At 60.7% G+C, this 19,741-nt stretch carries 22 protein-coding genes; 14 read left to right on the forward strand and 8 right to left on the reverse strand.

Translation table 11 applies throughout. The annotated features are described in order from the left end of the window. Positions 1-130: 130 nt before the first annotated feature. Complete coding sequence (locus tag HQN82_RS02365; protein ID WP_173614502.1) at positions 131-2,881, reverse strand: heavy metal translocating P-type ATPase; 2,751 nt, start codon at positions 2,879-2,881, stop codon at positions 131-133. 166 nt (positions 2,882-3,047) lie between these two features. On the opposite strand from HQN82_RS02365, the gene HQN82_RS02370 reads away from it, so the two are divergent. Both HQN82_RS02370 and HQN82_RS02375 read left to right on the forward strand, forming a co-directional pair. After that, positions 3,048-3,962: a L,D-transpeptidase gene (locus HQN82_RS02370; RefSeq protein WP_004440506.1), complete on the forward strand. Its 915-nt coding sequence runs from the start codon at positions 3,048-3,050 to the stop codon at positions 3,960-3,962. 155 nt (positions 3,963-4,117) lie between these two features. Beyond that, entirely contained in the window at positions 4,118-4,843 is a 726-nt protein-coding gene (locus HQN82_RS02375; RefSeq protein WP_004440507.1) for a L,D-transpeptidase, read from the forward strand. 54 nt (positions 4,844-4,897) lie between these two features. Here the strand turns inward: HQN82_RS02375 and HQN82_RS02380 are convergent, their stop codons facing one another. Beyond that, positions 4,898-5,356, reverse strand: coding sequence for a MarR family winged helix-turn-helix transcriptional regulator (locus tag HQN82_RS02380; RefSeq protein ID WP_004440509.1), 459 nt, complete (start codon positions 5,354-5,356; stop codon positions 4,898-4,900). A gap of 191 nt (positions 5,357-5,547) precedes the next feature. Here HQN82_RS02380 and HQN82_RS02385 point away from each other — a divergent pair, with 191 nt between their 5' ends. The 3 genes from HQN82_RS02385 (at position 5,548) to HQN82_RS02395 (ending at position 7,377) form a co-directional block, all read left to right on the forward strand. After that, the gene (locus HQN82_RS02385; RefSeq protein ID WP_003509379.1) at positions 5,548-5,970 is read left to right on the forward strand and encodes an organic hydroperoxide resistance protein; all 423 of its coding nucleotides are present in this window, start codon (positions 5,548-5,550) and stop codon (positions 5,968-5,970) included. A gap of 302 nt (positions 5,971-6,272) precedes the next feature. Then, entirely contained in the window at positions 6,273-6,656 is a 384-nt protein-coding gene (locus HQN82_RS02390) for an MbcA/ParS/Xre antitoxin family protein (RefSeq protein ID WP_112765558.1), read from the forward strand. After that, complete coding sequence (locus HQN82_RS02395; RefSeq protein WP_173614503.1) at positions 6,616-7,377, forward strand: RES family NAD+ phosphorylase; 762 nt, start codon at positions 6,616-6,618, stop codon at positions 7,375-7,377. The genes HQN82_RS02390 and HQN82_RS02395 overlap by 41 nt, the downstream gene beginning before the upstream one ends. A gap of 40 nt (positions 7,378-7,417) precedes the next feature. On the opposite strand, the gene HQN82_RS02400 is transcribed toward HQN82_RS02395, so the two are convergent. The 3 genes from HQN82_RS02400 to HQN82_RS02410 form a co-directional block, all read right to left on the reverse strand. Continuing rightward, positions 7,418-8,932, reverse strand: a complete 1,515-nt coding sequence (locus HQN82_RS02400) for an ABC-F family ATP-binding cassette domain-containing protein (protein WP_173614504.1) — start codon at positions 8,930-8,932, stop codon at positions 7,418-7,420. 403 nt (positions 8,933-9,335) lie between these two features. Further along, entirely contained in the window at positions 9,336-9,758 is a 423-nt protein-coding gene (locus HQN82_RS02405) for a YciI family protein (protein ID WP_004440523.1), read from the reverse strand. Positions 9,759-9,845: 87 nt separating this feature from the next. Further along, positions 9,846-10,292, reverse strand: a complete 447-nt coding sequence (locus HQN82_RS02410) for a MarR family winged helix-turn-helix transcriptional regulator (RefSeq protein ID WP_004440524.1) — start codon at positions 10,290-10,292, stop codon at positions 9,846-9,848. Between the two features lie 149 nt (positions 10,293-10,441). On the opposite strand from HQN82_RS02410, the gene HQN82_RS02415 reads away from it, so the two are divergent. The 3 genes from HQN82_RS02415 to HQN82_RS02425 all read left to right on the forward strand — a co-directional run bounded on the left by HQN82_RS02415 (position 10,442) and on the right by HQN82_RS02425 (position 12,561). Continuing rightward, positions 10,442-11,170, forward strand: a complete 729-nt coding sequence (locus HQN82_RS02415) for a DUF899 domain-containing protein (protein ID WP_173614505.1) — start codon at positions 10,442-10,444, stop codon at positions 11,168-11,170. 29 nt (positions 11,171-11,199) lie between these two features. Continuing rightward, positions 11,200-11,688, forward strand: coding sequence for a DUF1579 domain-containing protein (locus HQN82_RS02420; RefSeq protein WP_004440527.1), 489 nt, complete (start codon positions 11,200-11,202; stop codon positions 11,686-11,688). Between the two features lie 93 nt (positions 11,689-11,781). Beyond that, the gene (locus HQN82_RS02425; protein ID WP_107340984.1) at positions 11,782-12,561 is read left to right on the forward strand and encodes a VOC family protein; all 780 of its coding nucleotides are present in this window, start codon (positions 11,782-11,784) and stop codon (positions 12,559-12,561) included. A 39-nt stretch (positions 12,562-12,600) separates the two neighbouring features. Here HQN82_RS02425 and HQN82_RS02430 read toward each other — a convergent pair whose 3' ends face one another. Next, the gene (locus HQN82_RS02430) at positions 12,601-13,497 is read right to left on the reverse strand and encodes a LysR family transcriptional regulator (RefSeq protein WP_107340985.1); all 897 of its coding nucleotides are present in this window, start codon (positions 13,495-13,497) and stop codon (positions 12,601-12,603) included. 121 nt (positions 13,498-13,618) lie between these two features. On the opposite strand from HQN82_RS02430, the gene HQN82_RS02435 reads away from it, so the two are divergent. Genes HQN82_RS02435 through HQN82_RS02445 form a run of 3 tightly spaced genes read left to right on the forward strand, consistent with a single transcriptional unit; the run spans position 13,619 to position 15,175 of the window. Next, positions 13,619-14,341: an SDR family oxidoreductase gene (locus HQN82_RS02435; protein WP_112553439.1), complete on the forward strand. Its 723-nt coding sequence runs from the start codon at positions 13,619-13,621 to the stop codon at positions 14,339-14,341. 10 nt (positions 14,342-14,351) lie between these two features. Next, the gene (locus tag HQN82_RS02440) at positions 14,352-14,828 is read left to right on the forward strand and encodes a carboxymuconolactone decarboxylase family protein (RefSeq protein ID WP_006700028.1); all 477 of its coding nucleotides are present in this window, start codon (positions 14,352-14,354) and stop codon (positions 14,826-14,828) included. Beyond that, a complete protein-coding gene (locus HQN82_RS02445) occupies positions 14,825-15,175 on the forward strand; it encodes an Atu4866 domain-containing protein (protein WP_112765561.1) in 351 nt (116 codons plus the stop codon). The genes HQN82_RS02440 and HQN82_RS02445 overlap by 4 nt, the downstream gene beginning before the upstream one ends. Before the next feature lie 56 nt (positions 15,176-15,231). Here HQN82_RS02445 and HQN82_RS02450 read toward each other — a convergent pair whose 3' ends face one another. Next, complete coding sequence (locus tag HQN82_RS02450) at positions 15,232-16,803, reverse strand: helicase HerA-like C-terminal domain-containing protein (RefSeq protein WP_006700030.1); 1,572 nt, start codon at positions 16,801-16,803, stop codon at positions 15,232-15,234. Between the two features lie 312 nt (positions 16,804-17,115). Between HQN82_RS02450 and HQN82_RS02455 the strand changes: the two genes are divergently transcribed. Beyond that, complete coding sequence (locus HQN82_RS02455; protein WP_004440538.1) at positions 17,116-17,508, forward strand: hypothetical protein; 393 nt, start codon at positions 17,116-17,118, stop codon at positions 17,506-17,508. 6 nt (positions 17,509-17,514) lie between these two features. Here HQN82_RS02455 and HQN82_RS02460 read toward each other — a convergent pair whose 3' ends face one another. Next, on the reverse strand, positions 17,515-17,946 hold the full coding sequence (locus tag HQN82_RS02460) for a winged helix-turn-helix transcriptional regulator (protein ID WP_004440539.1): 432 nt from the start codon (positions 17,944-17,946) through the stop codon (positions 17,515-17,517). 103 nt (positions 17,947-18,049) lie between these two features. On the opposite strand from HQN82_RS02460, the gene HQN82_RS02465 reads away from it, so the two are divergent. Together HQN82_RS02465 and HQN82_RS02470 are read left to right on the forward strand one after the other, a co-directional pair. Next, a complete protein-coding gene (locus tag HQN82_RS02465; RefSeq protein WP_173614506.1) occupies positions 18,050-18,808 on the forward strand; it encodes an SDR family oxidoreductase in 759 nt (252 codons plus the stop codon). A 70-nt stretch (positions 18,809-18,878) separates the two neighbouring features. Beyond that, a complete protein-coding gene (locus tag HQN82_RS02470; protein ID WP_173614507.1) occupies positions 18,879-19,718 on the forward strand; it encodes a helix-turn-helix transcriptional regulator in 840 nt (279 codons plus the stop codon). Positions 19,719-19,741 lie beyond the last annotated feature (23 nt).

Below are 19,741 nucleotides of genomic sequence, written 5' to 3' on the forward strand. Positions count from 1 at the left end.
TCGGTTGTCACGCGCGTGGAAAACGGCGGTACGCGGTATTTATTGGACGCAATTAGTTTGTCAATACGCTGAAAATGAGACCGGCCGAGCCCGGATTAACGGGGCCCGGCCGGTTGGGGAGGGGCTGCGATCAGGCTTTGTTGCGGTTAAAATATCCAAGAAGCCGCATGGCATTGGCCGTCACCAGAACCGTGGCTCCCGTATCGGCGAAGACGGCAAGCCACAGGCCGGAAAGGCCGGTAACTGTTGTGACCAGGAACACCGCCTTCAGGCCGAGCGCGATCGCTACGTTCTGGCGGATATTGCTCATGGTGGCGCGCGAGAGGCCGATGAGGCGGGCGGCATCGCCGACATTGTTGCGCATCAGCGCCGCATCCGCGGCTTCCATCGCCACGTCCGTGCCCGAGCCGATGGCAACACCGACGCTGGCCGCCGCAAGGGCCGGCGCATCGTTGATGCCGTCACCCATCATGACCACGGTCTTCTTTTCGGCAAGCTTGCGGATTTCCTCGACCTTGTTCTGCGGCAGGAGTTCACCGCGCGCTTCTAGGCCCAGCTTGTTGCCGATGGCACGCGCCGTGCGGGCATTGTCACCCGACAGCATCAGCGAGGAAATGCCCATTTCCTTCAGCGCCTTGACGCCTTCGGCGGCATCCTTGCGCGGCTCGTCGCGCATGGCGAAGAGGCCGCTTGCCGCACCGCCGGCCATGACGACAGCCACCGTCTTGCCTTCGCTTTCCAGCGCAGAGATGCGATCGGAGAGGTCCTTTGAAAGCGTACCGACCTCAGTCGCAAAGCGCGGTGCGCCTATAAACAGGTCCTTGCCGCCGACATTGCCCTGCATGCCGCGACCGGAAATCGCCTTGATGTTGGAACCGGGCAGCGGCTTGACGCCGGCCTTTTCGGCATGATTGACGATGGCGCGGGCGAGCGGATGGCTCGACTCGTTCTCGATGGTCGCGGCCTGCGCAATCAGCTCGGCCTCGTTGCCATCAACAGTGATCACATCCGTCACGACAGGCTCACCAAGCGTCAGCGTGCCGGTCTTGTCGAAGGCGACGGTTTCGGTGCGCGCCAGCATTTCGATGACCGCGCCGCCCTTCACCAGCATACCGTGGCGTGCCGCAGCCGAAAGGCTGGAGGCGATGGCGGCGGGAACCGAGATGACCAGCGCGCAGGGGCAACCGATCAGGAGCAGCGCGAGACCACGGTAAATCCAGGTATCCCAGTCGCCGAGACCGGCGAGCGGCGGCACGATGATGGTCAGCACCGAGATCGCGACGATCAGCGGCATGTAATAACGCGAGAAGCTCTGGATGAAGCGCTCGGTCGGCGCGCGGGCATCCTGTGCTTCTTCGACCAGCGTAATGATGCGGGCGATGGTGTTGTCTTCCGGCGCACGGTCGACGCGGATGCGCAGCGAACCGTCATGGTTGATCGAGCCGGCAAAGACGCGGTCGCCCTTGTCCTTGGCGACGGGAATGCTTTCCCCGGTCATCGGCGATTCGTCGACGCTGGACTGGCCGTCGATGACAACACCATCGGCGGCGATACGGTCGCCGGGGCGCGCCACGACCACCTGGCCGATGCGAACCTGATCGGCGGAGACCTGCCGAAGCGCGCCGTTTTCCTCCACCATCGCCGTTTTCGGTAGCAGTGAACCGAGCGCCTTGATGCCGGAGCGGGCGCGGGCGGCGGCAAAGCCTTCCAGCAATTCGCCGACGGAGAACAGCAGCACGACGATAGCCGCCTCTTCCGCCTCGCCGATGATGATCGCGCCGATGGCGGCAATGGTCATCAGCATCTCGATGGTGAAGACAGCGCCGAAACGGGCAGCATTAAAGGCATTGCGTGCGATCGGGAAGAGCGTGACCAGCGTGGCGACGATGAAGGCGTAACTACCCCAGGCCGGGAAGGTCAGTTCCGCCGCATAGGCAATCGCGACCAGAATGGTGCCGGTAAAGGTGTTGCGCGCCTTGGCGGTGCGCCACCATGCACCTTTTTCGTCCGCGCCATGGGCGTGCCCTATCTCGGCGCTCTGGTTTGCGGCGGCAGGTGCGGCAGCGTGGGAATGGCCCGCATGGTCGTGTCCGTGATCGTGACCTGAATGATCATGGCCGGAGTGATCGTGGTCATGCCCGTTGCAGGAATGCTGCTCGTCTCCCGAATGGTCATGCGCCGCGTGGTCGTGGCCGGAATGATCATGCCCGGAGTGATCATGACCGGAATGATCATGATCGTGATGGCCACCGCATGTCGCGTGATCATGATCGTGTTCGTGCTTTTGATCCGGCGTTTTTTCGCGCGCGGCCTTCTCCTGCGGCAGCAGGGCCGGCTTGAAGCCGAGCTTGCGCAACGTATCCTCGATCTTTTCCACCGGGGTTTTGTTTTCGGCAAGCGAAAGGTTCAGCCGCTCGCGGGCCACCGACACCTTGACGTCAGCAACGCCGGGCAGGCGGGACAGTGCGGTTTCGATCTTGGCCGCGCAGCTGCCGCAATCCATGCCGCCGACCGAAAAGGTCAGCGCATTGTTGTTTTCAATAGCCGTTTGGGGCGTGTCATTATGGTGACCGCCGCAGGAGGAATGGTCGTGATGATCGGCCTCCACCTTTGCTGCGGGCGCTTTTTCGCGCGGCAGCAGAGCGGGCTTGAAGCCGAGCTTGCGCAACGTATCCTCGATTTTTTCCACCGGGGTTTTGTTTTCGGCAAGCGAAAGGTTCAGCCGCTCGCGGGCCACTGACACCTTGACGTCGGCAACGCCCGGCAGGCGCGACAGCGCGGTTTCGATCTTGGCCGCGCAGCTGCCGCAATCCATGCCACCGACCGAAAAGGTCAGGGCCTCCGGTTCCCCGTTCAAACTGCCGCGTGTCGAAATATTCATGGTTTCGCTCCTGAATTCCACTCGACAGCCAATCTGGCACCTCTAGCAACTAGAGCTTCAAGAGAAAAAATGCAGTTCTTCGATTTTTTTTGAAAAACCGACGCCAGCTTCGCGCCAGCCGCGCGGTCCATCATGGCCTCAGATTGGATTCCATGAAGCGGTTCAGATGATAGCACTCCTTTTGAAAAACGGTCGCCGGGCGGCCTCTCTGGTCGGGCTTGCCCTGCTGCCCCTGATGAGCGGCTGCCTTTTCGTGACGGATACGACCCGGATGGATCCGGACGTCTTCGTCAGGGAAACGGCGCCAGTGTTCAATTTCAATTCCGTCAGCTCCAATCGCCAGCCGGAACTGCCGCCGCAGCCGGGCCAGCTTTCGACGCGCCCGCCGGATCTGTTCCGAACCCGCTTCCATCAGGAATATGGCCCGCCGGTGCGCGGCCAGGGGCTGCAGGCCCCGCAGGTGCAGGGCTATAATGTGCCCCAGGGTCAGAGCCAAGGCCAGGCGGTGGCCTATGGTCTGCCGGTCTCCAATCCGCTGCACCGTGTCATGTATGGCCCGATCCGCGATGAGGATCGCTCCTTGCCGGCCATTCCCTATGGCCGCATCGATCCGCGTTATCTCCGGCAGGAAGTCAGCTACCAGACGGCGGAAGCGCCTGGCACCATCGTGGTCGATACGAAGCAGCATTACCTTTATCTCGTTCAATCCGGCGGCAAGGCCATCCGCTATGGCGTCGGGCTGGGACGTGACGGTTACGCCTGGTCGGGCCGTGGCAAGATCCAGTGGAAGGCCAAGTGGCCGCGCTGGACGCCGCCCGATGAAATGGTCAAGCGCCAGCCGGAACTCGCCTCCATCTCCGCCGCCAATGGCGGCATGACGCCGGGTCTGAACAATCCGCTCGGCGCACGCGCGCTTTATATCTTCAAGGATGGCAAGGACACGCTGTACCGCGTGCACGGCACGCCGGACTGGCAGTCTGTCGGTAAAGCGACGTCCTCCGGCTGCGTGCGCATGCTCAATCAGGATGTGATCGATCTCTATGAGCGCGTGCCGCAGGGTGCGCAGATTGTGGTTATCTGAACACGTTCTAAAAGAAAGAGATAGGGGACCCATTCCGCCAGCAGCTTGTGACTGGCTTTTAGCGGTCGGTTAACTATTTTCGCAATACGCATGATACGGAACAAATGACGTACAACGGCGATCTAGCCGTTCGAAATGTGGGACAAACCGGCCTTATGACAAGCACCGACACAGATCTTTCCAGACGCACCTTTCTTTCCCTTCTTGGCCTTTCTTCCGCTTCGCTTCTCGCAGGCTGCGCCTCATCGGGCACGGGAGACGCCATCCGCCAGCAGGCAAGTGCCATTGGCAGCGATTTCCGCCAGATGTTCTCGTCCGGCGTCAGCGACGCGGAACTGGCCGTCATGTACGGCTCGGTCGAGGATGGCGGTTACGTCATTCCTGCCGTGCCGTATCAGAAAATCGACCGGCGTTATTACCGCCAGCGGGTCGTTGATCCGACGGGCGAACGTCCAGGCACCGTGGTCGTCGATACGCGTTCGCGCTTCCTTTACGTGGTGGAGCCGGGCGGCAGCGCCATGCGTTACGGCGTCGGCATTGGCCGCGAAGGTTTCGCCTGGTCGGGCGAGGGCGTCATCCAGTGGCGTCAGAAATGGCCGAAGTGGACACCGCCGGACGAAATGGTCGCCCGCCAGCCGGAACTCACCAAATATTCCTCCAAGAACGGCGGCATGCCGCCGGGCCTGAAGAACCCGCTCGGCGCCCGCGCGCTCTATATCTTCCAGAATGGCAAGGACACACTTTATCGCCTGCACGGTTCGCCGGAATGGAACTCCATCGGCAAGGCCGTCTCCTCCGGCTGCGTGCGCCTGATGAACCAGGACGTCATCGATCTCTACGACCGCGTGCCGCAGAAGGCGCGTGTCGTGGTCTGGCAGTGAGCCGAGACTTCTTCATATGAAAAAAGGCGGCTCCGTGCCGCCTTTTTTGTTACGTCAGGGTCGGGTGAGGCTGTCCTTCAGCGCATTCACCCGGTCGCGGATCTGCACCAGCTCTTCCAGACCGCAACCAGTGGCATTGCCGATTGCCGCCATGATCTTCACGCCCTCTTTTTTAAGGTTCGCGCCCTTTGGCGTCAGGGCCACCAGCACCTGTCGTTCGTCCACCGTCCCGCGCTTGCGGGTGATCAGGCCCGCATGCTCCAGCCTTTTCAGCAGCGGGGAAAGGGTGCCAGAATCGAGCCCCAGCATTTCGCCGAGCGCCTTGACGGTCGAGGTCTCTTTCTCCCATAGCGCCATCATGACCAGATATTGCGGATAAGTCAGCCCGATTGGGTCGAGCAGCGGTTTGTAGGCCCTTGTGAAGGCATGCGCCGCGCCGTAAAGCGCAAAACATATCTGCTGGTCCAGCCTCAGCAGGCTTTCCATCTTCTTGTCGTCGCCCTCTGCACCCATTTTCCTGCTCCAAAATCAACCGGGGAGGGAACAATCGGCCCCCGCTTTCGGTTCCTGCCGCATGGATGCGCGGCGAAATTTCGTGAAAATTATCGCAAAAAACGAATTCGCATTCAATGTGCAAAATTATATTGCGCACAATTCAATTGTTCGCTATAAGAGCCTCAACGCCAACCCGAAGGAGTAATGTCATGCCAATTCTCTACACGACCAAAGCATCTGCCACCGGTGGCCGCGCCGGTAACGCCAAGTCGGAAGACGGCGTTCTCGACGTCACGCTCACTGTTCCCAAGGAACTGGGCGGTGATGGCGCCCGCGGCACCAATCCGGAACAGCTTTTTGCAGCCGGTTATTCCGCCTGCTTCCTCGGCGCCCTGAAATTCGTCGCCGGCAAGGAAAAGGTAAAGATTCCTGAAGACACCACTGTGACGGCAACCGTCGGTATCGGCCCGCGCGAAGACGGCGGCGGCTTCGGCATCGAAGTCTCGCTGAAGGCCAATATTCCTGGTGTCGAGCGCGAAGTTGCTGAAAAACTGGTTGCTGCTGCGCACATCGTCTGCCCCTACAGCCACGCCATGCGCACCTCCACGGAAGTGCCGGTCTCGGTAGCCTGATTTTTCAGGTCTGAAATGTGGGGCGGGTTCATCCCGGCCTGAAGTGGACCGCGACGTCTCCTCCGCATGCCGGACTAGATCCGGCATCCAGGCCCCGGCGCGTCTGCGCCTTGAAAGGAGTCTATCGCGATCAAGGACTTGATCGCGCTGGACCCCGGATCTAGTCCGGGGTGACGGGGCGGGGCGCCCTGCACACGATAAATATCAGGCTTGGGCACTGGATCGTCATTCCTGCGTTCATTCCGCCCTTCTTGTTTGCAGAAAGGAATGTGCTATATTCTTTCCAAGGAAAGGATAGACCCATGAATATTCACACCAAGGCCACGGCGGACCCCGCATCGCAAGGCAGGGTCGTCACCAAGGCTGTCATCGCCGCCGCGGAGCGGCTCGGCCTGAATGCCGCCCGCACGGCGGATATTCTTGGCGTTTCCGCGCCCACGGTGTCGCGTATGAAGCGGCTTGATTTCCTGCTGGAGCCGGGTGCCAAATCCTTTGAACTGGCTGTGTTGCTGATCCGGGTTTTCCGTTCGCTGGATGCGATTGCCGGCGGCGACGAGGCCGTGGCGAAAAGCTGGCTGCGCAATCATAATACGGCGCTCGGCGCCGTACCTGCCGACAAGCTGATTACCATTACCGGATTGATCGATGTCCTCTCCTATCTGGACGCCCGACGCGCTCCTGTCTGAAAAACGCGCTGCGGCGGGAAAATACTGGCGGTTGGTGGAGGCGCAGCACAAGGTTTCCACCATGAAGCTGGTGGATACGGTGGAAGAGCAATCGCTGCTGGAAGATATTCTGGAGGCGAGCAAGCGGCCGTTTCCACCCGAATGCGCCGGTTTTGATTATCTTCTCGCGACGCCCTTCCGTTATGGCGCAGCCTATCCGCATGGCTCGCGGTTCCGCCGCGCGGGTTATACCGAAGGCGTTTATTACGCCGCCGCGAAGGTGGAAACGGCGCTTGCTGAAATGGCCTTTTACCGGCTGCTGTTTTACGCCGAATCGCCCGGTACGCCGCTGCCTGCCAATCCAGCCGATTATTCCGCCTTTGCCGCCCGCGTCGCCACCGATGCCGCGCTGGATCTGACCGAACCGGCACTCAACCGCGACGAGGCCCTGTGGACTGATCCCACGAATTACGAAGCTTGTCAGACACTGGCGGATCAGGCGCGTCTCGCCCGGATCGAGGCCATCCTCTACCGCTCGGTGCGCGATCCGGCAGGCGGCCTCAACATTGCCATCCTGTCGCCGAAGGCCTTTGCCGAAAAATCGCCGGTGGAGCGGATGAGCTGGCGCATCCATCTTTCGAAAACCGGGGTGCAGGCGCTGTGCGAATTCCCGATGCGGCGAACCGGTTTTTCGGCCGCGGATTTTGCCGGTGATCCACGCCTCGCCAGCCTGCTGGGCTGACGGGCGTTCTCTGTTTCATCCTCTTGGTGGGCCGATGATGTCAGGCGGAAGCGAAAAACGCTTCCGGGTCGTCAACTTCCACCAGCCTGCGCTTGTCGATCAGCCAGAAGCGGTTACCTACCGTCCGCACAAAACTCCTGTCATGCGAAACGAAGACGCAGCTGGCTTCACGGCTGATGATTTCCGCCTCCAGCGCTTCCTGTCCCTCGATATCCAGATGGTTCGTCGGCTCGTCCAGCAGGTAGAAATTCGGCTCCGCCAGCCTGAGCGCCAGCATGGCAAGTCGCGCCTTCTGCCCGCCTGAGAGCGTGGCGATCCGGCGTTTCTGCATTTCCATGTCAATGCCGGCGCCGGCGAGCAGGCCGTGGATGCGCTGGTCGCCGATGTCGAAGCGATGCGAGAGAAGCGTCGCCGGCGTGCTGTCGTCATCGATGTCGGCAAGCGACTGGTCGACATATCCGGCTACTAGCGAGGGCGTGGCCTTGATGCCCTCCTGAATATGGCCATCACCCGTCACCGCCGCCTGCAGCAGCGACATCAGCCGTGTCTTGCCGACACCGTTGCGGCCGAGAATGACGATGCGGTCGCCCTGGCGGATGAATTGCCGGCCGGTGCGAAACAGCACCGTTCCGTCCGGCGTGGAGACGGCCACATCCTCCAGCGTTACCAGTACCTTGGCATGGGTGCCGCGATTGGCGAGCTGGATTTTGCCGGCGGATCGTTCGATATGGGCAGGGCGCGCTTTCTCCTCGATCCTTTCCGCACGCTCGCGCAATTGCTTGGTTTTAACGGTCAGGAGATCGCTGCCGGAATTGATGCCGATATTGTTGAGCTTGGCCGCCTGCCGGCGCAACTGCTGTGCGGTTTTCATGTCGCGCTGGAAACGCCGCTCATCGGCGGCGTCCTCCTCCTCCAGCGCCGCGCGCGCACGGCCATAGGGCAGGCGAAACAGCGCCGAGTTCTCAGGCCGCAGGAAAAGCGTCGTCCGCGTGACATTGTCGAGAAAGGCGCGGTCGTGGCTGACGATGATGACGGCCGTGTCGCGCGGCAGGGCGCCCAGCCAGCTTTCCAGCACGTTGATCTTTTCAAGGTCGAGATGGTTGATCGGCTCGTCGAGCAGCAGCACGTCAGGCTCTGTGATCCAGGCCGTGGCCAGCATGGCAAGCCTCTGCCAGCCGCCGCTCAGTTCTTTCAGGCGACGCTCGCGAAACGGCTCCGGCACCAGCATGTCATCGAAGATGATGTCTGCGCGCCAGCTTTCGCTATCGATCGTATCCGCCGGCAGGGCGGAGAGCACAGCCTCCCGCATGGTCAGCTCCATCAGGGCGGCAGGCGGATTTTGGCGCACGATGGACTGGGTGAGCCCGCGCAGCCGGGTGATGTCGCCGCTACTGGGCTCCATGTCGCCCACCAGGCAATTGAGCAGGGTGGACTTGCCGCAACCATTGGCGGCGACGATGCCGATGCGGTCGCCCGCATTCACGGTGAGGCTGAGATTGGAAAAAAGCGGTTTGCCAAGGATGATACCGAGGTTGCGCAGCGTAATGATGGTCATGATGTCGTCTCTGGCGAAGACGGACCCGCACCGTTGCCTGCGCGTGCAGGACGGGGTTTCGGTTATCGGTGATCCGTCGTGAAACTATGCGCAATGGCAGACGAACTGCGTCCTGCGCGGCCTTTTAGGCAAACCAGAGGGTGGTGTTCCGGTCAGCCCTGCAAACGTGTCCGCAGGGCAAAAAGGTGGCAGAGCTGACGATTGCGCCAGAAGCAGGAAATATCCATGCGAAGCCTCCTTTCTTGAAACGGGTTGAACCGCCCGACCATTAACAGCGGCGGCGATCCGTTGCAACCCACTTTGAGAAGGGTGGGAAGGGGCGATGCGGCAAGGCCTACCCGGTGGGAGAGGTAGTCGATGCCGCACCTGATCCTTTCAGCCGGGCTCGTTCGGCCCGCTGGCGTCATTGGTTGCCGACACGCGCCCGCAGTTCTTCGACATGAGCGGCGATTTCAGGTGTCACCGCGTCGCCGAAGTCTTCCATTTCAAACATGGGGCGGATTTCGATTTCGCTGCGCTCCAACATCGGGTTCGGGCAGCGTTTTACCCATTCTACCGCCTCGTCCATGTCCTTCACGTTCCAGATCCAGAAACCGGCGACCAACTCGTTGGTGTGCGGGAAGGGACCGTCGATCACGGTGCGGCTGTCGCCGTCGAAGATCACGCGCTTACCCTTGGAGGAGGGGTGCAGGCCGTCGCCGGACTGCATGATGCCGGCATTGACCAGTTCTTCGTTGAATTTCCCCATTGCCTCCATCAGTTCCGTCGTCGGCATCACGCCGTCTTCGCTGCTTTTTGTGGCTTTTACAAAAACGATTGCACGCATGATCATTCCTCCTGGATTGCGTTTCGTTCAGTTTCGCTCTCCGGCGCGACAACCGGATGACAGTCTTGCCGGGGCGCTCCGCCCCTGTCAGCCAAGATCGATGAGGTCGCGGCGCAGTCTTTCAGGGTCACCGCTTCCAATCTTTGCTTCGATTTCCGCATGGGTCTGCTCCCATATCGGAAACGCGGCGGCGAGTACGGCCATCCCGTCAGCCGTCAGCCGCAGCCGTTTGCCGCGCTTGTCCTTCGGGTCCTGTTCGATGCTGACCAGCCCGCGCCGCTCCAGCGGCTTCAGCGCCGCCGTCAACGTCGTGCGGTCCATCGCCAGAAGATTGGCGACCGGCCCCATCGGCGGCGGCTCCGGGCGGTTCAGCGACATCAGCAGCGAAAATTGACCATTGTTGATGCCCACCGGCTTCAACGCATTGTCGAACAGCCGTGCCAGCGCCCGTGCCGCACGCTGTGCATGCAGGCACAGGCAGGAATCACGCACGAGAATGGTTGTCGCAAAAGGAATCACGCTGACGTTTGACATGCGCTAAATATGTTGATATCAACCTAATTAGTCAAGCGGAACTTGGTGCTCTGCAGACTGTTTGTTGCCTTTCAGCACAGAAATAGGCGGTGCCGGCCGTTGGGACGGAGCGGCGCCGAGGTGAAGGACGGATCCAAGGAGGAAAGATCATGTCTCATCCCGTCGTTTCGAAAGAGGAGTGGCTTGCGGCCCGCCGCGATCTGCTGGTGAAGGAAAAGGAATTGACCCGTGCTCGTGACAGGCTGAACGAAGCCCGTCGCGCATTGCCGTGGGAGGAGGTGACGAAGGATTATATCTTCGACGCGCCCTACGGCCCCAAATCGCTGCAGGAGCTGTTCGGTGATTGCAGTCAGCTGATCGTCTACCACTTCATGCTGGCGCCGGACTGGGAGGAGGGCTGCGTTGGCTGCTCCTTCTTCGCCGATCACGTCGATGGCGCGCTGATCCATCTCAAGCATGGCGATGCTGGCTTCGTCGCGGTGTCGCGGGCACCGCTTGAAAAGATCGAAAGCTACAGAAACCGCATGGGTTGGAAATTCCCCTGGGTTTCAGCCGCAGGCACGGATTTCAATTACGATTATCAGGCCTCGTTTCGCGACGAGGATATGGCAAGCGGCGAAATCACCTACAATTACCGTGACATGGCGCCCTATGGCGACCTGAAGGACCTGCACGGCATCAGCGTTTTCGCCAGGGGCGAGGACGGCAAGATCTATCACACCTATTCCACTTATGCCCGCGGCGCGGAGCAGACGCTCGGCACATTGATGCTGCTCGATCTGGTGCCAAAAGGCCGTAATGAAGAGGGTGTAATGGATTGGGTGCGCCGCCACGACCAATATGAGGACGCGCCGAAAGCCGCATCCTGCTGCCACTGAAAACGGCAAGACGAGAGGAGGAGACGACAATGGAAATGGAAAGCGTCAAGCCGCAGAAGGAACACGAATTCCTGTCTAGGCTCGTCGGCGACTGGGTAATGGTTGCCGGCCATGAAGGATACGATCCTGATGATCCGGACCAGCGTTTTACGGAGACCGTCCGCTCCATCGGCGGGTTGTGGGTCATCGGCGAAGGCACCGGCAGGATGCCTGACGGCGACCGGATGACGGCCGTCATAACGGTCGGGTTCGATCCGGCCAAGGGCAATTTTGTCGGCACCTGGGTAGGGTCGATGATGACGCATCTCTGGGTCTACAAGGGCTGGCTGGAAGAGGACGGCAAGACCCTGACGCTGGAAGCGGAAGGCCCCGCTTTCGACGGTTCCGGCGGCACCGCGACCTATCACGACGTGCTGGTGCTGCATGATGACAATCACCGCAGTTTCTCCGGCAGCGTCAGGCAGCCGGACGGCACATTCAAGACCTTCATGACATCGGAGTTCCGGCGCAAGTCGTAAAGCTCGCCCGGACTTGATCTGAACGAACGTGCCGCCGCGCCCTGCGGCGGGCGCTTGCCGAAACACCCGCCAAACCCCCCATAGGAGACGACAATGTCCGATACGCATGGAAAATTCATCTGGGTCGAGCTGATGACACCCGACATGGAAGCGGCCGCCCGCTTTTATGGTCATGTCGTTGGCTGGCAGACCAAGGATTTCGGCTCGCCGGAAATGCCCTATCTCGTGCTGGAAGCCGACGGCAAGGGCATGGGCGGCGTCATGGAACTGACCGACGAGCACAAGGGCCAGGACATTCCGCCGAACTGGACGGCCTATGTCGATGTCGACGATGTGGACGCGACGGCAAAACGTTTTGCCGAAAAAGGTGGCGCGATCCGACGTCCGCCGCAGGATATCCCGGAAATCGGCCGCTTTGCCGTGGTGGCCGATCCCTATGGCGCCGTGCTCTGCATCATGACGCCGCAGCCAATGGAAACCGGCGGTTTCCCTGAAGATATGCAGGCGAAACAGGGCCATGTCGGCTGGTACGAACTTTTCACCGACAATGTAGATGAAGCGATGGCCTTCTACGGCGATGTCTTCGGCTGGACCAAGGACCATGATTTCGACATGGGCGAAATGGGCCCGTACCGCATCTTCGCCCATAACGGCAAAGCCGTTGGCGGCATCATGAAACGCATGCCGCAGGTTCCCGTCTGCCATTGGGGTTATTACTTCAATGTGGATGGCATCGATGACGCCATCACTCGCGTCAGCACCGGCGGCGGACAGGTCGTCAACGGCCCGATGGAAGTGCCCGGCGACAGCTGGATCGTTAACTGCGTCGATCCGCAGGGCGCCTATTTCTCGCTGGTCTCGCAGAAGAAATAAGTCTGTTGCTGATGATCTGCCGGGGCAACGTCCGGCAGATCATCGCTCTCTCGACAGGCGAACATGATCGATAAAGGCCCGCAGCTTCGGCGCAAGGTTGCGACGGCTGGGATAATAGAGATAAAACCCTGCGAAGCTGGGCGAATAGTGTTCCAACATGGAAACAAGCTCTCCGCGCTCCAGATAGGGCCGGAATGTCTCTTCCATGCCAAAGGTAATGCCTGCACCGGCACAGGCGAGCTTGATCATCAGCTGCATGTCGTTGGTGGTGAAAGCAGGCTCCACCGCCACCGCAAACTCCCGGCCGCTTTCGGCAAATTCCCATCTGTATGGCGCAATACGCGGACGAGGCCGCCAGCCGATACACCTGTGCTCGATCAGCTCGCGTGGCTGGCCGGGCAGGCCGAATCGGTCCCGGTAGGAAGGAGAACAGACGGCAAGCTGCCGCTGGGGAACTGATACCGGAACGGCAATCATATCCTGTTCGATAAGCTCTCCCAAACGCACGCCGGCATCGTAATGCTCGGCGACAATATCGAATTCTTCATCCGTCACGACGATGTCGAGCTGCACTTCGGGATGTGCCTCGGCAAAGCTTGCGAGCAGAGGTCCCGACAAGAAACGTTCTGCAATGGACGACACCGCCAGCCGAAGCTGACCGCGCACCGTGCCGCCAAGCGATGAGGCCGCCTGCGCCGCCTGCGAGATCGCGCCTATGGAAGACGAGACATCAGCGTAAAGCTGCTGCCCCGCTTCCGTCAGGCTCACGCTGCGGGTGGTTCGTTGGACCAGCGCAATTCCCATTGTCTCCTCAAGCTTGCGGATGGTCTGGCTGACGGCGGAGCGGGTGACGCCCAGCCTGTCCGCGACGGCGCGAAAATTCCGTTCCTCGGCAACAAGGCAGAACGTCGAAACAGCATTGAGATCAATGTTCATTGGTTAGAAATTCTATCCATTGAGGTAACTATTAAGGCGGTTATCGCGACAATGCCTGAGCGCTATCTTCCCTGCAACGGTCGATTTCGAAAAAGCCGACCGTAACAGCAAGGAGATAGCCATGACATTGAACAAAGTTGTTCTCATCACGGGTGCATCGAGCGGGATCGGTGAAGGCATTGCGCGAGAGCTGGCCGCCGCCGGCGCAAAACTGGTGCTCGGGGCGCGCCGGCTGGATCGCCTTGAGGCGCTGGCCGAAGAACTGCGCCGCACGGGCGCCGACGTCGTCGTCCATCCGCTCGACGTGACCGACAGGCACAGCGTCGAAGCCTTCGCAGAGGCAGGCCGCAAGGCTTTCGGTGAGATCGACGTCATCGTCAACAATGCCGGCATCATGCCGCTGTCGCTGATGTCGTCGCTCAAGGTCGATGAATGGGACCGCATGATCGACGTCAACATCAAGGGCGTGCTTTATGGCGTCGCGGCCGTTCTGCCCGAGATGACCGCACGTGCCTCCGGCCACATCATCAACATCGCCTCCATCGGTGCACTCGCCGTTTCTCCGACGGCGGCCGTTTATTGCGCGACGAAATTTGCCGTGAGGGCGATTTCGGACGGGCTGCGTCAGGAAAACCGCGACCTGCGCGTCACCTGCATTCACCCCGGCGTGGTGGAAAGCGAACTCGCCCATACCATCACCGACCCGGCCGCCGCCGAACTGATGCAGAGCTACAGGGCCATCGCCTTGAAGCCGGACGCGATCGGCCGCGCGGTGCGCTACGCCATCGAACAGCCTGACGATGTGGACGTCAACGAAATCGTCGTCCGCCCAACCGCTGCCTGAGGAGATTGAGATGAAAGCCATTTTTTCAAGTGCATTTGCGATTGCAATGCTCGCGGGAAATGCCGTCGCGCTCGCAAATACGCAGCATCCGGATGACCGGTTGAAACGCGGCGATGATGTCGTCCGCAGTCTCAATAATGGCCAGCCGCAAGCCAATCTGGAACGCATGCGGCAGGAGTTTCCGTTCCTGGCGCAGGCAACGGAGGGATATGCCCTGGGTGAGGTCTGGTCGCGGCCGGGTCTGGACAACCGCACCCGCCAGCTGGCCGCCGTCGCTGTCATGGCGGCCCTTGGCGAGCGCGATCTGATGAAAGTCCATGCCGGTTATGCGCTGAATGTGGGCGCAACCGACGAGGAACTGAAGGAGATGATCTATCTCATCACCGTCCCGGCCGGTTTCCCAAAAGCCATCGCCGCATCACGCACGCTTGCGGAACTGTTCGAGGAACGCCGCGCCAATGCCGCAACGGGAGTGGAGAGACAATGAACATCGTATCGACATCGGTTGCGCTTCTGCTTGCGGCGGCTTCCGCCGAAGGGGAGAACCGCAAATCTAGCAACGCCACGGAAGTGAACATGACCGAAAACGCGGAGATCCAGAACCATCCGTATGTCGGCATGTGGGTCACCGGCGATGGCCACGTTCGTCAGGAACTTCTGCCCAGTGGCCGCTACGACGAGGCGCGGGGTAACCGCAAGAGCGCCTATCAGGGACGTTATGAGGTGAAGGGAAACCACATCGACTATTGGGACGACACCGGCTTTACGGCCGACGGCGAATTCGTGGACGACATTCTCTACCACGGCGGCATGATCTTTTATCGCGAGAAGTGATAACCACGCCAATCAAGCGCCGCCCGCTCCATCGAGAGCGGGCGGCGCGCTTGTTGCTATCGCTTCAAACTACCCAAAATCCCGCGCACGATGGCGCGGCCTACAGAAGTCGCGACCGAACGGGCAGCACTTTTCATCGCGGCCTCGATCACCGTTTCGCGCTGGTAGCCGGAACGGCGCGTGCCGCCGTTGCGTGAGCCGCTGGAATTTTGCGCAGGTTCGTCATCACCGAAGCCGGGCAGGCGCCAGCGGCCGGAGGCGTTGTCGGACTGGTTTTGGGCATTTTCTTCTTCAGCACGCTTCGCAGCCTCGGCCTCCGCCGCCTTCTGGGCACGGGCGGCAAGAATCTCGAAAGCCGATTCCCGGTCTATATCCTTGTCGTATTGGCCGGAGACGGGGCTGAGATCGATCAGCGATTTGCGTTCCGCATCAGTCAGCGGTCCGACGCGGCCGGATGGTGGCCTGACGAGCGTGCGCTCGACGATGGAGGGCGCACCCTTGTCGTGCAGGGTGGAAATCAGCGCTTCACCCGTGCCGAGCGTGGTGATGGTATCTGCCGTGTTGAAGGCCGGGTTCTGTCGAAACGTATCGGCTGCCGTGCGCACGGCTTTCTGTTCGCGCGGCGTATAGGCGCGCAGCGCATGCTGCACGCGGTTGCCGAGCTGGGCAAGCACGGTCTCCGGCACGTCGAGCGGGTTCTGCGTCACGAAATAAACGCCAACGCCCTTGGAGCGGATGAGGCGCACGACCTGCTCCACACGCTCCACCAGCACGCGCGGCGCATCGTTGAACAGCAGATGCGCTTCATCGAAGAAGAACACCAGACGCGGCTTTTCCGGATCGCCGACCTCGGGAAGCTCTTCGAAGAGTTCGGAGAGCATCCAGAGCAGGAAGGTGGCGTAAAGGCGCGGGTTCATCATCAGCTTGTCGGCGGCGAGAACCGAAACCGTGCCGCGCCCATCCGTGCCCACACGCATGATGTCGGCGATCTTCAACGCCGGTTCGCCGAAGAAATTGGCAGCGCCCTGCTGTTCGAGAACCAGCAGCCCGCGCTGCAGCGAACCGACCGAAGCCTTGGAAATCAGCCCGAACTGGTTGGAGAGTTCCGTTGCGTTTTCGCCCATATAGTTGAGGAGCGATTGCAGGTCTTTCAGATCGAGCAGCGGCAGCCCGCCCTGATCGGCGATCTTGAAGGCGATGTTGAGAACGCCTTCCTGCGCCTCGGAAGCATCCATCAGCCGGGCGAGCAGCAGCGGCCCCATTTCGGCGATGGTGGCACGCACGCGATGGCCTTTTTCGCCATAGAGATCCCAGAAGATGACAGGCGACTTGCCGTAGGAAAAATCGGTGAAGCCGATCTGTTCGGCGCGCTTCTGGACCCAGTCCTTCGCTTCGCCTTCCGCCGCGATTCCGGAAAGGTCACCCTTGATATCGGCGCAGAAGACCGGCACGCCGGCCTTCGAAAAACCTTCTGCCAGAACCTGCAGCGTCACGGTCTTGCCCGTGCCTGTCGCGCCGGTGATGAGGCCGTGGCGGTTGCCGAATTTCAGTTCCAGATATTCGCCCTTGTTCAGGCTGTCATCCGGATTGCGGCTGGTGCCGATATAGAGCTGTCCGTCCTGCAACATCGACCAATTTCTCCTGCGGCTGAAACACGACCCCTAAAATCGCGGCGGATTTTGCAAAAGTCATGTCCGAATTAAAAGTGTTCCGGCATGATAGGGAGACTCCGGCAGGGAGCAGCCCTTTCATAGTTTGGTTGCGATGATCTTATAAGGACAGTTTCAAGGCGCAACAACTGCTTGATGGCGATGAAGAAAAAGCGCTTGATGAAAGTTGCCGCACCGCTCATGGCCGCTTGAATGCCACATGAGATTGTTTTACGTTGACGTTAACGTCAGTTCGCAGAAGTTGACGTCGTTTTTCAACAGGAGGCAAGAATGAACGAAGTCGTGGATCAGATCGCCGCAAAGGCGGGGATCGACCCTGAACTGGCTGAAAAGGCCATTGGCATGATTCTCGGTTTTCTCCAGCGCGAGGCTGCAGACGGCCCGATCGCGCGGATGATCGAAGCCATTCCCGGCGCGAGCGATCTGGTGGCGCAGTATAATGGCGAAGGTGCCGGCGGCGGCGGTCTGCTCGGTGGCCTGATGAGCGCCATCGGCGGCGGCGGCATCATGGGGCTTGGCCAGCAGCTGATGAGCCAGGGCCTTGGCATGAGCGAGATTTCCACCCTCGCCAAGGAAACCATCGCCGCTGCCCGCCAGCATGCCGGCGATGAAACCGTCGATCAGGTGATCGCCTCGGTCCCGGGCCTCAGCCAGTTCGCCTGAGCCGGACTATTCCATCGCGGGGCGTGGCGGCTGTTCTTTGAACAGGCGCCGCGCCTCTTCTATTTCGGCATGGTGCGTTTCCGCCCATATCCACACCCCGCAAAAAGCGCTGCCCAGCGTGCGGCCAAGGTTCGTCAGGCCATAATCCACATGTGGGGGAATGACGGGATGCACCGTGCGGCGCACCAGCCCGTCGCTTTCCATCTGCCGCAGCGTCTTCGTCAGCATCTTCTGGCTGATATTGCCCACATGTTTGCCAATCTGCGTAAAGCGCAGCGTGCCGTGCTCTTCCAGCACTTCGAGAATGAGCATCGTCCATTTGTCGGCCACCTTGGCAATGATGTCCTGAACCAGCGCCTCTATTGCCGGATCTGTATCCGTGGGTGGCGGAACCTTGCGCCGGTTCTCGATGGCCGGGTCGGCTGCATGCCGCTTCATCTTGCACTCTCCATTTGGTAAGTATAAATCTTTTGGGTGCCTACTTTCGATTGGAGAGTATCATAGCTAACTTCCTTTCAGCCAACAAGCAAAGGATGTTCCCATGAAAATCTCTGGCAATACCATTCTCATCACCGGCGGCGGTTCCGGCATCGGTCGTGCTCTGGCGGAGGCCTTTCACAAGGCCGGCAACAGGGTCATCATTTCCGGCCGGCGCAAGGCCGTGCTCGACGAGGTGACGGCCGCCAATCCCGGCATGGCCTCGATGGTGATGGATGCGACGGACGCGGCAGGCATCCGCGCTTTCGCAGAGGCTGTCGTAAAGGCCCATCCCACTCTCAACGCCGTCATCAACAATGCTGGCATCATGCGGCCGGAAGACATCGCCGCAGCCCCGGATTATCTGGACACGGCCGAAGAAACCATCGCCACCAATCTTCTTGCACCCATCCGCCTGACGGCGGCGCTTTTGCCGCATTTCCTCAAGCAACCCGCCGCGACGGTGCTGACGGTCTCCTCCGGCCTCGCCTTCGTGCCGATGGTGCTGACCCCCACCTACAGCGCCACCAAATCCGCCATTCATGCCTATTCGGTCGCTCTGCGCGAGCAGCTTGAAGAGACGCCGGTGGAAGTCATCGAAATCGTGCCGCCTTACGTGCAGACGACGCTGATGGGTGAGGGGCAGGCGAAGGATGAAAGAGCCATGCCGCTTGATGCCTTCATTGCCGAGGTCATGGATATCCTCGAAAATCGTCCGGACGAGAAGGAAGTGGTGGTGGAACGCTGCAAGCCGCTGCGGTTTGCCGCGCAGAACGGAAATTTCGATCAGGTCTTCGCCATGATCAACCATATGCATCCTTGAGCGGCAGCGTCTGTCGCATGGGGGCATCCTGTGATAGCGTCGCGCTCCTATCTGAGGAGTGCGTGCTTTCATGGCCCAAGGCCGGTTCCTGATGCCGAAAACCAGCATGCCCGGTGTCGTCGCCGTAGTGGCGGATAGCGATCGTTCTTTCCCACGCCATATGCATGATCAATTCGGTATCGGCGTCATCGAACGCGGCGCGCAGAAATCCCTTTCCGGCCGTGGCATGGTGGAAGCGGCCGCCGGTCAGGTCATCACCGTCAATCCCGGCGAGATACATGACGGTATCCCGCTCGGGGAGGGCGGCCGCGCCTGGCGGATGCTCTATCTCGGCGTCGATATCGTGCGCGATGTCATTGCCGATGTCTGTGAGAAGGATCGCGGCTTTTTCGAATTCGCCTATCCTGTTGATGCAAGGCCTTTGGCGGAGCGGTTCAACGCTGTCTTTTCCGCCGTCACTGCGAAGGAACGACCGGGCGAAACCCTGCACAGCGACGAGACCTTGCTGATGCTTCTGGCGGCTGCGATGGAGACGGAGGCTAAACCGCCCGTGGTGACCTCGCCCGACACCATCAGGCGCGCGAAAAGCAGCATCGATGACGACCCTGCCCACCCGTTCCGCCTTGCCGATCTGGCCGCGGAAGCCGGCATGAGCCAATTCCGTTTCCTGCGCGCCTTCGCAAAAGCAACCGGCCTGACGCCGCACAGCTATCTTCTCCAGCGGCGCGTCCATCTGGCCCGGCACGCGCTGGCCGGAGGTAAGCCGCCGGCCGAGGTTGCCTTCCTTGCCGGTTTTGCCGACCAGAGCCATCTGAACCGGGTTTTCGTGCGCCAGTTCGGGGTGACGCCGGCGGTTTACCGGGCGGCGACGGGCGGCGGATCGTCGCTCTCTTCCGTCATGCCGGACTAGATCCGGCATCCAGCCATGGCGCG

Source organism: Agrobacterium pusense, from assembly GCF_013285525.1.
GTDB lineage: Bacteria > Pseudomonadota > Alphaproteobacteria > Rhizobiales > Rhizobiaceae > Agrobacterium > Agrobacterium pusense.

Bases quoted from the DNA above. Each gene is read 5' to 3' on its own strand.
- HQN82_RS02365 (WP_173614502.1), bottom strand. From the start codon at position 2,881: ATGAATATTTCGACACGCGGCAGTTTGAACGGGGAACCGGAGGCCCTG.
- HQN82_RS02370 (WP_004440506.1), top strand. From the start codon at position 3,048: ATGATAGCACTCCTTTTGAAAAACGGTCGCCGGGCGGCCTCTCTGGTC.
- HQN82_RS02375 (WP_004440507.1), top strand. From the start codon at position 4,118: ATGACAAGCACCGACACAGATCTTTCCAGACGCACCTTTCTTTCCCTT.
- HQN82_RS02380 (WP_004440509.1), bottom strand. From the start codon at position 5,356: ATGGGTGCAGAGGGCGACGACAAGAAGATGGAAAGCCTGCTGAGGCTG.
- HQN82_RS02385 (WP_003509379.1), top strand. From the start codon at position 5,548: ATGCCAATTCTCTACACGACCAAAGCATCTGCCACCGGTGGCCGCGCC.
- HQN82_RS02390 (WP_112765558.1), top strand. From the start codon at position 6,273: ATGAATATTCACACCAAGGCCACGGCGGACCCCGCATCGCAAGGCAGG.
- HQN82_RS02395 (WP_173614503.1), top strand. From the start codon at position 6,616: ATGTCCTCTCCTATCTGGACGCCCGACGCGCTCCTGTCTGAAAAACGC.
- HQN82_RS02400 (WP_173614504.1), bottom strand. From the start codon at position 8,932: ATGACCATCATTACGCTGCGCAACCTCGGTATCATCCTTGGCAAACCG.
- HQN82_RS02405 (WP_004440523.1), bottom strand. From the start codon at position 9,758: ATGCGTGCAATCGTTTTTGTAAAAGCCACAAAAAGCAGCGAAGACGGC.
- HQN82_RS02410 (WP_004440524.1), bottom strand. From the start codon at position 10,292: ATGTCAAACGTCAGCGTGATTCCTTTTGCGACAACCATTCTCGTGCGT.
- HQN82_RS02415 (WP_173614505.1), top strand. From the start codon at position 10,442: ATGTCTCATCCCGTCGTTTCGAAAGAGGAGTGGCTTGCGGCCCGCCGC.
- HQN82_RS02420 (WP_004440527.1), top strand. From the start codon at position 11,200: ATGGAAATGGAAAGCGTCAAGCCGCAGAAGGAACACGAATTCCTGTCT.
- HQN82_RS02425 (WP_107340984.1), top strand. From the start codon at position 11,782: ATGTCCGATACGCATGGAAAATTCATCTGGGTCGAGCTGATGACACCC.
- HQN82_RS02430 (WP_107340985.1), bottom strand. From the start codon at position 13,497: ATGAACATTGATCTCAATGCTGTTTCGACGTTCTGCCTTGTTGCCGAG.
- HQN82_RS02435 (WP_112553439.1), top strand. From the start codon at position 13,619: ATGACATTGAACAAAGTTGTTCTCATCACGGGTGCATCGAGCGGGATC.
- HQN82_RS02440 (WP_006700028.1), top strand. From the start codon at position 14,352: ATGAAAGCCATTTTTTCAAGTGCATTTGCGATTGCAATGCTCGCGGGA.
- HQN82_RS02445 (WP_112765561.1), top strand. From the start codon at position 14,825: ATGAACATCGTATCGACATCGGTTGCGCTTCTGCTTGCGGCGGCTTCC.
- HQN82_RS02450 (WP_006700030.1), bottom strand. From the start codon at position 16,803: ATGTTGCAGGACGGACAGCTCTATATCGGCACCAGCCGCAATCCGGAT.
- HQN82_RS02455 (WP_004440538.1), top strand. From the start codon at position 17,116: ATGAACGAAGTCGTGGATCAGATCGCCGCAAAGGCGGGGATCGACCCT.
- HQN82_RS02460 (WP_004440539.1), bottom strand. From the start codon at position 17,946: ATGAAGCGGCATGCAGCCGACCCGGCCATCGAGAACCGGCGCAAGGTT.
- HQN82_RS02465 (WP_173614506.1), top strand. From the start codon at position 18,050: ATGAAAATCTCTGGCAATACCATTCTCATCACCGGCGGCGGTTCCGGC.
- HQN82_RS02470 (WP_173614507.1), top strand. From the start codon at position 18,879: ATGGCCCAAGGCCGGTTCCTGATGCCGAAAACCAGCATGCCCGGTGTC.